The 8291-nt window shown below is 62.5% G+C and carries 7 protein-coding genes; 6 read left to right on the forward strand and 1 reads right to left on the reverse strand.

Annotated elements, in window-relative coordinates; translation table 11 throughout:
• Positions 1-8: 8 nt before the first annotated feature.
• The 3 genes from AC5XE7_RS18255 to AC5XE7_RS18265 are packed head-to-tail and all read left to right on the forward strand — an operon-like array spanning position 9 to position 3980.
• Entirely contained in the window at positions 9-317 is a 309-nt protein-coding gene (locus AC5XE7_RS18255; protein WP_239801393.1) for a sarcosine oxidase subunit delta, read from the forward strand.
• On the forward strand, positions 314-3376 hold the full coding sequence (locus tag AC5XE7_RS18260) for a sarcosine oxidase subunit alpha family protein (RefSeq protein ID WP_495367092.1): 3063 nt from the start codon (positions 314-316) through the stop codon (positions 3374-3376). The genes AC5XE7_RS18255 and AC5XE7_RS18260 overlap by 4 nt, the downstream gene beginning before the upstream one ends.
• Positions 3369-3980, forward strand: a complete 612-nt coding sequence (locus AC5XE7_RS18265) for a sarcosine oxidase subunit gamma (RefSeq protein ID WP_495367093.1) — start codon at positions 3369-3371, stop codon at positions 3978-3980. Before AC5XE7_RS18260 ends, AC5XE7_RS18265 begins: the two co-directional genes overlap by 8 nt.
• Positions 3981-4072: 92 nt before the next feature.
• Here AC5XE7_RS18265 and AC5XE7_RS18270 read toward each other — a convergent pair whose 3' ends face one another.
• Positions 4073-4759 carry a LuxR C-terminal-related transcriptional regulator gene (locus AC5XE7_RS18270; RefSeq protein WP_239801390.1) on the reverse strand — a complete coding sequence of 229 codons (687 nt, stop codon included), beginning with the start codon at positions 4757-4759 and terminating at the stop codon, positions 4073-4075.
• Positions 4760-5078: 319 nt separating this feature from the next.
• Here AC5XE7_RS18270 and AC5XE7_RS18275 point away from each other — a divergent pair, with 319 nt between their 5' ends.
• The 3 genes from AC5XE7_RS18275 to AC5XE7_RS18285 all read left to right on the forward strand — a co-directional run.
• Positions 5079-6791 carry a trimethylamine N-oxide permease gene (locus tag AC5XE7_RS18275; protein WP_495367094.1) on the forward strand — a complete coding sequence of 571 codons (1713 nt, stop codon included), beginning with the start codon at positions 5079-5081 and terminating at the stop codon, positions 6789-6791.
• A gap of 299 nt (positions 6792-7090) precedes the next feature.
• On the forward strand, positions 7091-7990 hold the full coding sequence (folD, locus tag AC5XE7_RS18280) for a bifunctional methylenetetrahydrofolate dehydrogenase/methenyltetrahydrofolate cyclohydrolase FolD (protein ID WP_495367095.1): 900 nt from the start codon (positions 7091-7093) through the stop codon (positions 7988-7990).
• Between the two features lie 56 nt (positions 7991-8046).
• Positions 8047-8291, forward strand: a 245-nt coding sequence (locus AC5XE7_RS18285; protein ID WP_495367096.1) for a formate--tetrahydrofolate ligase, incomplete at its 3' end; no start/stop codon positions are given.

The following is an 8291-nucleotide window of genomic DNA, read 5'->3' on the forward strand; positions in this document are numbered from 1 at the left end:
GTCGTCCGATGCGAATTGCATGTCCCTTCTGCGGCGAACGAGAAGTCGGCGAGTTCAGCTATCTCGGTGACGCCAGCCCCCGGCGCCCGCACTACACGATCGATGACGGAAGCGATCCGGTGAAACTTCGGGAAGCTTTCTACGACTACGTCTATCTGCGCGACAACGTGGCCGGGACGATGCGGGAATACTGGTATCACGGTGGCGGTTGCCGCTCCTGGCTGATTGCCGAGCGCGACACGCGAACCCACGAATTCAGGTCGGTGCAGGCGGCTGCGGGTGCCGGCGCCTCCGTCACGTCACCGGCGGGAGAATGAACATGTCGGGCTATATTGAATCCCAGCCCCTGGGCAGGACCGCAGCCACGCAAGACGCAGGTGCGAATTCACAGGCTGCCGACGGCACGCAATCGCATCGCCTGCGCGCAGGCGGTCTGATCGACCGCCAGAAGCCGCTCAGCTTCACTTTCGATGGCAAGGCGATGACCGGCTATGCCGGCGACACGCTGGCCTCGGCCCTTGTGGCGAACGGCGTCAAGTTGGTTGCCCGTTCGTTCAAGTACCACCGCCCGCGCGGCATCATGACGGCTGGCTCGGAGGAGCCGAGCGCGCTGGTGGAAATGCGCAGCGGCGCACGGCGCGAGCCCAATACGCGCGCCACGACGCAGGAACTCTATAACGGCCTTTCCGCCCACAGCCAGAACCGCTGGCCCTCGCTGCGGCGCGATTTCATGGCGGTCAACTCGCTGCTGTCGCCGATCTTCGTGGCCGGTTTCTACTACAAGACCTTCATGTGGCCGGCGAAGTTCTGGGAGAAGATCTATGAGCCGATGATCCGGCGCGCCGCCGGTCTCGGCAGGAGCGCCGGCGAAGCCGATCCCGATCACTACGACAAGGTGTGGGCGCATTGCGATGTGCTCGTCGTTGGCGCCGGCCCCGCAGGTCTTTCCGCTGCGCTCTCTGCCGGCCGGGCCGGCGCGCGGGTCATTCTGGTGGAGGAGGACACGCAACTCGGCGGCCGCCTGCTCAGCGACGGCGGCGAGATCGACGGCATGCAGGCCGGCGAATGGGTTCAGCGGGCCGAAACCGAGCTCGATGCGCTGCCCAATGTCCGTATCATGAAGCGCACCGCGCTGTTCGGCGTCTATGATGGCGGCGTCTATGGCGCGCTGGAGCGCGTTGCCGACCATGTTCCGGTGCCCGGAACGCATCAGGTGCGGCAGCGTCTGTGGCGTATCGTTGCCCGCCGCAGCGTGGTGGGAGCCGGCTCGATCGAACGCCCGATCGTCTTCCCCGGCAACGACCGGCCGGGGGTGATGATGGCTTCGGCCGTGCGCACCTATGTAAACCGCTTTGCGGCGCTGCCGGGCCGCAATGTTGCGCTGTTCACCAACAATGACGATGGCTGGCGCACCGTCGAGGCGATCCATCGTGCCGGCGGGCAGCTGGCGGCGGTGGTTGATCCGCGTGGGCAGGCTCCGGTGGAATACCAGTCTTTTGTCAAGGCATCCGGACTGCGGGTGCTGTCCGGCTTCGTGTCGGACGTGAAAGGCGGTGTCGATGGCGTCAGCAGCGTCACGGTAACCGGCAAGGATGGTCGCCGGCAGGATGTCGCGGCGGATTGCCTGGCGGTTTCCGGCGGCTGGAATCCCAATGTCGGCCTGTCCTGCTTCCATCGCGGCCGGCCCACATGGCGCGAGGACATTGCCGCCTTCGTGCCGGGTGACTGTCCGCCCGGAATGCGGATGGTGGGCGCGGCGGAAGGAGATTTTTCGCTGGGCGAGTGCCTGCGCGCAGGTCATGCCGCAGGTCTTGCGGCTGCTTCGGATTGTGGCTTCATGGAAGATGGCGGAAGTGCTGCCGAGGCCGGCGACGAAACCTATGCAATCTCCCCGCTGTGGCAGGTTCCGGCGAAGGGCAAGGCCTTCGTGGACTTCCAGCATGACGTGACCGCGTCCGACGTGACGCTGGCGCAGCGCGAAGGCTATGAGAGCGTCGAACATCTGAAGCGCTATACCACGCTTGGCATGGCCACCGATCAGGGCAAGACCTCCAATATCAACGGCCTCGCCATCATGGCGGCCGTCACCGGCCGTTCGATCGGGCAGACCGGCACCACCATCTACCGCTCGCCCTATTCGCCGGTCGCCATCGGGGCCTTCGCTGGTCACAATCGTGACGAAACGTTTCATGCATGGCGGCTGGCTCCATCGCACCACTGGGCCGCGGCGCGGGGTGCGGTGTTCGTCGATGTCGGCCTGTGGAAGCGTGCGCAGTGGTTCCCGCAGCCGGGCGAGACCGACTGGCTCCAGTCGGTCAACCGGGAGGTCAACGCCGTACGCAACGGTGTCGGCTTCTGCGACGTCTCCACGCTCGGCAAGGTCGATGTGCGCGGCGCGGATGCCGGCACTTTCCTCGACCGTGTCTATATCAACGCCTTCTCTTCGCTGGCCGTGGGCCGGGCGCGCTACGGCCTGATGTTGCGCGAGGACGGGATCGTCATGGATGACGGCACCACCTCACGGCTGGCCGAAGACCACTATTTCATGACCACGACCACCGCCAAGGCGGGGCCGGTCATGCAGCATCTGGAATTCTGCCGGCAGGTGCTGTGGCCTGAGCTCGACGTGCAGCTTTCCTCGGCAACGGACCAGTGGGCCCAGTTCTCCATCGCCGGCCCGAACACGCGCGCTTTGTTGCAGGCACTGTGCGACCCGGATGAAGACCTCAGCAATGAGGGCTTCCCCTTCATGGGCGTGCGCGAGGTGAAGCTGCGTGGCGGCATGAAGGCGCGCCTGTTCCGCATCTCCTTCTCAGGCGAGATGGCCTTTGAAATTTCCGTGCCGGCGCGCTTCGGCAACGCCATGGCGGAAAATCTGATGATCGCCGGCAAGCCGTTTGGCGTGACGCCCTACGGCACTGAAGCGCTCGGCGTCATGCGTATCGAAAAAGGCCATGTCGCGGGTCCGGAACTCAATGGCATCAGCACGGCCGATGATCTCGGGCTCGGCAAGATGATGTCGAAGAAGAAGGACTTCATCGGCCGCATCATGGCGGGGCGCGAGGCGCTGACCGCCCCTGACCGGCAGGTCGTCGTCGGCATCAGGCCTGTGGATCAGGGCCGGCGGCTCCGTTCCGGCGCCCGCATCGTGCCGAAAGGCGAGCGCCCGGGGCCGGAAACCGATCACGGCTATACGGCTTCGGTGTGTTTTTCGCCGACCCTGAACCACTGGCTCGGTCTTGCTTTCGTGCAGCGCGGTCGCGAGCGTTTCGGCGAAATCGTCCGTATCCATGACCCCCTGCGGGGCGAGGATTATGACGCGGAGATCTGCAATCCCGTCTTCTACGATCCGGAAGGAGTGCGCCAGCGTGGCTGATTTTTCCTGGAATACGCAATCGCCGCTGCAAAAGGCGCTCGTCACCGGCACGCATGGTGTGGGCGGCACGCCCGGTGTCGAACTGTCCGAAATTCGCAACATCGTTCTCGTGCAGGTGATGGCGCGGCGTGGCAAGGTGGCCGAGACGGCCAAGATCGCCAAAAAGCTGTTTGGGGTTGAGCCGCCTTCGGCTCCCGGTGCGGTTTTCGGCAAGGAGGTAACGCTCATCTGGTCCGGTGCGGACCAGTTTCTGGCTTTCGCGCCGCTGGGCGACGAGAAGCTGATGAAACGGATTGCCGATGGCTTCGCCGGCATTGCCTCGCTCTCCGATCAGTCCGACGGGCGCTGTGTGCTACGCATTTCCGGTGCCCGCGCCCCGCAGGCGATGGCCAAGTTCCTGTCGATCGATTTTCACGAAAGGGCTTTCCCGGTGGGGGCTGCGGCCACCACGTCGCTCGATCATACGGCGGCCAACATCTGGCGCACGGCCGATGGGCCGGATGGGATGCCGGTCTATCACATCGCGATCTTCACCAGCTTTGCAGACAGCCTGTATGGCGTGATCGCGGATTCCTCGCTGGAATACGGTCTGCGGGTCGCCTGAAGCGCCTGCCGCAAGCTGTCCGGATAAAAAAGCCCGCTTCGGTTTGGAGCGGGCTTTTTTTGGGGAGCGACATTAGAGTGAATCTGCACGGCTCAGGCTGAGGGGCCGTTGCTCCTCTCGCTAGCGTAAAGCGCGACGGCCATGGCCCGGTTGCGCACCTCAAGCTTGCTGTAGAGATTCTTGAGGTGGTACTTGACGGTGTTTTCCGAAATGCCCGTCCGCGCGGCGATCTGGATGTTGCTCCATCCATCCGCCAGCACGGACAGAAGCTCATGCTCGCGTGTCGTCAGGCGTGACAGCGGCGTGTCGTTGATCCTGGTGACATCGATATAGGGAATGCAGATCCGGCCATGCGCTACGGCAATCAGCGTGTCGAACAGGATTGCGGGATCGTCGAACTGATAGCAGAAACCCTGAGCGCCCAGCCTTACGCATTTCTTGAGAATGGACAGGTCATGGTCGTTTGAAAAGATGACCACGCGGGCATCGATGCCACGCTGGCGGATCTGGGTGAGCAGTGTTCCGCCATCCATATCGGCCAGCTTCCAGCCGAGCACTGCCAGATCGAAACCGGGGCCGGGCTGCGCACAGGCTTCGAGAAAGGCCTTGCCGGTGGTGACGTTCTCGCCCAGATCGAAACGCCCGTCCCGCGCGATCATGTCGGCCAGCGCCGATACGACTAGAGGGTTGCGTTCGGCAACCAGAACCCGGAATTTGCGTGGTGCGGTTGCACTGGCCCCGGTGTCGCCGGGCTCACGACTTATGATGTCGAGGCTCATATGCGCTTCCTCCCCAGGCTTCGCGATATGCCTTGGCGGGGTCGCTCCGAAAATTGCGCGACCTCGCATTCGTAATTCATAACATGAATTCTTTTTTCATTTTAGTACATTTTCAAATGTTGGCCGGGCTTGTCAATTCCACAAAATCACCCATGACCTGCCCCTGCGTCATAAAGTCCTTGACGACGGCGGGATTCCCGGCAATCTTTCACTACAAAGAAAATAATAAAACTGAGCGGAAACTCGACCTGCCGTTTTTCACGATGGCGGAAATGCCGCCGGCTGTGTCGCCCGTTCAATAACGAAGGGGATCTTCTCAATGACAGTACTAGCTCAATCCGGGCCCGTGGAGGCGGGTCAGCTTCACCGGACAATCGACTGGCGCGGAGCGTTCTGGGTCGCCAGCGGTGTGCCCGCTCTGGTGCTTTTCTCCATCGGTGGCATTTCCGGCACGGTCGGCACGCCGGCCTTCGTCATCTGGATGGTGTCGGTGTCATTCGGCCTCATACAGGCCTGCACCTATGCCGAGATCGCGGGGCTTTTCCCCAGCAAGTCGGGTGGCGCTTCGGTCTATGGCGCGACGGCATGGCTGCGCTACTCCAAATTCATCGCGCCCCTGTCGGTGTGGTGCAACTGGCTGGCGTGGACGCCGGTGCTGTCACTGGGCTGCTCGATCGCGGCTGCCTACATCCTCAACGTTCTGGCGCCGATCCCATCTTTCACGGAGACCTCGCCGCAGGTTCTGGCATGGCTTGCAGAGCCGGCCAATGCGGGCGCGACGGCCGCCGAGGCCATTGCCGCGCTGACGGCTGCCGCCACGCCGGCAATCCGCGAATGGACGCTCTACAGCGGCTCTCTGGGGCCGGTGCAGTTTTCCATGAATGCCGTGTTCGTCATCGGCGTCATCCTCATGCTGGTGACTTTCGCGATCCAGCATCGCGGCATTCTCAGCACGGCCAATGTCCAGAAATTCATCGGCCTTGCCGTCATCGTTCCCATGCTGATCGTCGGCATCGTGCCGATCCTCACCGGGCAGATCAACTGGGACAACTACACGCCCTTCGTGCCGCTGGCCGAGGCCTATTCGCCTGAACCCGGCGCGTGGAACATCGCCGGCTGGACGCTTGTGTTCGGCGGCATGTTCATTGCTGCCTGGTCAGCCTATGCGTTCGAAACATCGATCTGCTTCACCAGCGAGTTCAAGAACCCCGGCCGGGACACGGTGCGTGCCATCCTCTATTCGGGTCTTCTGTGTCTGCTGCTCTACACGCTGGTACCCTTTACCTTTCAGGGCGTGCTTGGGCTTGAGGGCATGCTGTCGCCGTCGATCGCCGATGGCTCGGGTGTTGGGCAAGCAATGGCGCAGATGGTGGGCGGTTCAGGCTTCGTCACCACGATCATGATCATGCTGATGATCCTGGCGCTGATGCTGGCCATCAACACGGCGATGGCCGGTTCTTCGCGCACCCTCTATCAGGGGGCGGTGGATGGCTGGCTGCCGCGCTACCTCTCCCACGTCAATGAGCATGGCGCGCCGACGCGGGCGATGTGGACAGACCTGATCTTCAATCTCGGCATTCTGGCCATCGCCTGCGCAGATGCCGAAAGCTTCTTCTTCATTCTCGCCGTGTCGAACTGCGGCTACATCATCTTCAACTTCCTCAACCTGAATGCCGGGTGGATTCACCGCATCGACAACGGCCATATCAAGCGCCCATGGCGCGCGCCGACCATCCTCATCGCCGTCGGGTGCCTGCTTTCCTACGTCAACGCCATGTTCATGGGCGCGGGCGCGAAAGTCTGGAATCCGTGGGCGCTGTGGGCAGGGCTGATCGCTGCGGCGCTCATCATCCCTGTGTTCTGCTACCGGCACTACATTCAGGACGGCGGGCGATTCCCGACCCATATGCTGGATGATCTCGGTATCACCCAGGAAGACCTGAAGGTGCGCAAGGCGGGCATTCTTCCCTATCTCACGCTCGCTGCCGGCCTCGCCGTGGTTCTCGTCGCCAACTGGATCTTCGTCATCTGATCCGATGCTTCCGCATGCTCACAGAAGCCGGCCTCGTGCCGGCTTCTTCTTGTGCTGAAGGGGTTGGGCGGCTTGTCTGTCCTCGCCTTCCCGTCCGCGATGGCTTGTGGAGATGCGAAAAAGACATCAGGGCTTAATATTCTTTATATGAAATTTTCTTGCTTTGCAGTTGACGGCCGCTTGAAGCCGCTGTTATGGTTCGGGAACATAATCAATTAGTTCCGGAGCCGACAAGGGCGCTGCCCCATGTCGGTAAACAGGACAAGAGCCAACAGAGCTCAAAGGGGAAAGTGCAGAATATGACCACCGTCATAGATGGTAAGCTTGTGGCCGCAGACGTTGTCGCGACGGTCCAGAAAGCGGCGGAACTTCTCAGGGCTGAAGCGGGCGTGACACCTGGGCTGGCGGTGGTGATTGTCGGCGAGGACCCCGCCAGTCAGGTCTATGTCGCCTCCAAATCCCGCAAGGCGAAGGATTGCGGATTTCATTCCGTGCAGCACACGCTGCCTGCCCAAACCTCGCAGGCCGATCTTCTGGCGCTGATCGCCAGCCTGAACGCGGATCCGGAGATTCACGGCATTCTCGTTCAGCTTCCCCTGCCCGAACAGATCGATTCCGGCGCCGTCATTCAGGCGATCGCGCCGGAAAAGGACGTTGACGGCTTTACCTATGTGAATGTCGGCAAGCTGGGCGCCGGTGCTGCGGAAACCGCTTTCGTGCCCTGTACGCCGGCCGGTTCCATGGTGCTTATCGAGCGGGTTCGCGGCCGGGATCTTTCGGGGCTCAATGCCGTGGTCGTCGGCCGTTCCAACATTGTCGGCAAGCCGATGGCAAACCTTTTGCTTGCCGCGAACTGCACCGTCACGGTCGCCCATTCCCGCACCCATGATCTTCCGGCCCTGTGCCGTACTGCCGACATTCTCGTCGCCGCCGTCGGCCGGCCCGAGATGATCAGGGGCGACTGGGTCAAGGAAGGCGCCACCGTGATCGATGTCGGCATCAACCGCATTCCTGCACCTGAAAAAGGCGAAGGCAAGCAGCGGCTCGTGGGCGATGTCGCCTACGCGGAGGCGGAAAGCCGTGCCGGGGCGATCACGCCTGTGCCCGGCGGTGTCGGTCCGATGACGATCGCCATGCTCATGGCCAACACGCTGGTTTCCGCCTGCCGCGCGGCCGGGCGCACGCCGTCCCGTTTCTAGACTTTCTGTCACCTGCATCGACCTGCTCAGACCCAGATATCACCATCGAGGAAAAAATGGCCGAAGTTAAAAGCGACATTGAGATTGCGCGTGGAGCGTCGAAGAAGGCGATCCAGGAGGTTGGTGCGAAGATCGGGATACCGTCTGGCGATCTTCTTCCTTACGGGCACGACAAGGCGAAGGTCTCGGCTTCGTTCATCAAGTCGGTGCAGGGCAAGGAGAACGGCCGGCTGATCCTGGTGACGGCGATCAACCCGACGCCGGCCGGCGAAGGCAAGACCACGACCACGGTGGGTCTGGG

It is taken from the genome of Aquamicrobium sp. YD-1-mutant5, assembly GCF_059509755.1.

Bases quoted from the DNA above. Each gene is read 5' to 3' on its own strand.
- AC5XE7_RS18255 (WP_239801393.1), top strand. From the start codon at position 9: ATGCGAATTGCATGTCCCTTCTGCGGCGAACGAGAAGTCGGCGAGTTC.
- AC5XE7_RS18260 (WP_495367092.1), top strand. From the start codon at position 314: ATGAACATGTCGGGCTATATTGAATCCCAGCCCCTGGGCAGGACCGCA.
- AC5XE7_RS18270 (WP_239801390.1), bottom strand. From the start codon at position 4,759: ATGAGCCTCGACATCATAAGTCGTGAGCCCGGCGACACCGGGGCCAGT.
- AC5XE7_RS18275 (WP_495367094.1), top strand. From the start codon at position 5,079: ATGACAGTACTAGCTCAATCCGGGCCCGTGGAGGCGGGTCAGCTTCAC.
- folD (WP_495367095.1), top strand. From the start codon at position 7,091: ATGACCACCGTCATAGATGGTAAGCTTGTGGCCGCAGACGTTGTCGCG.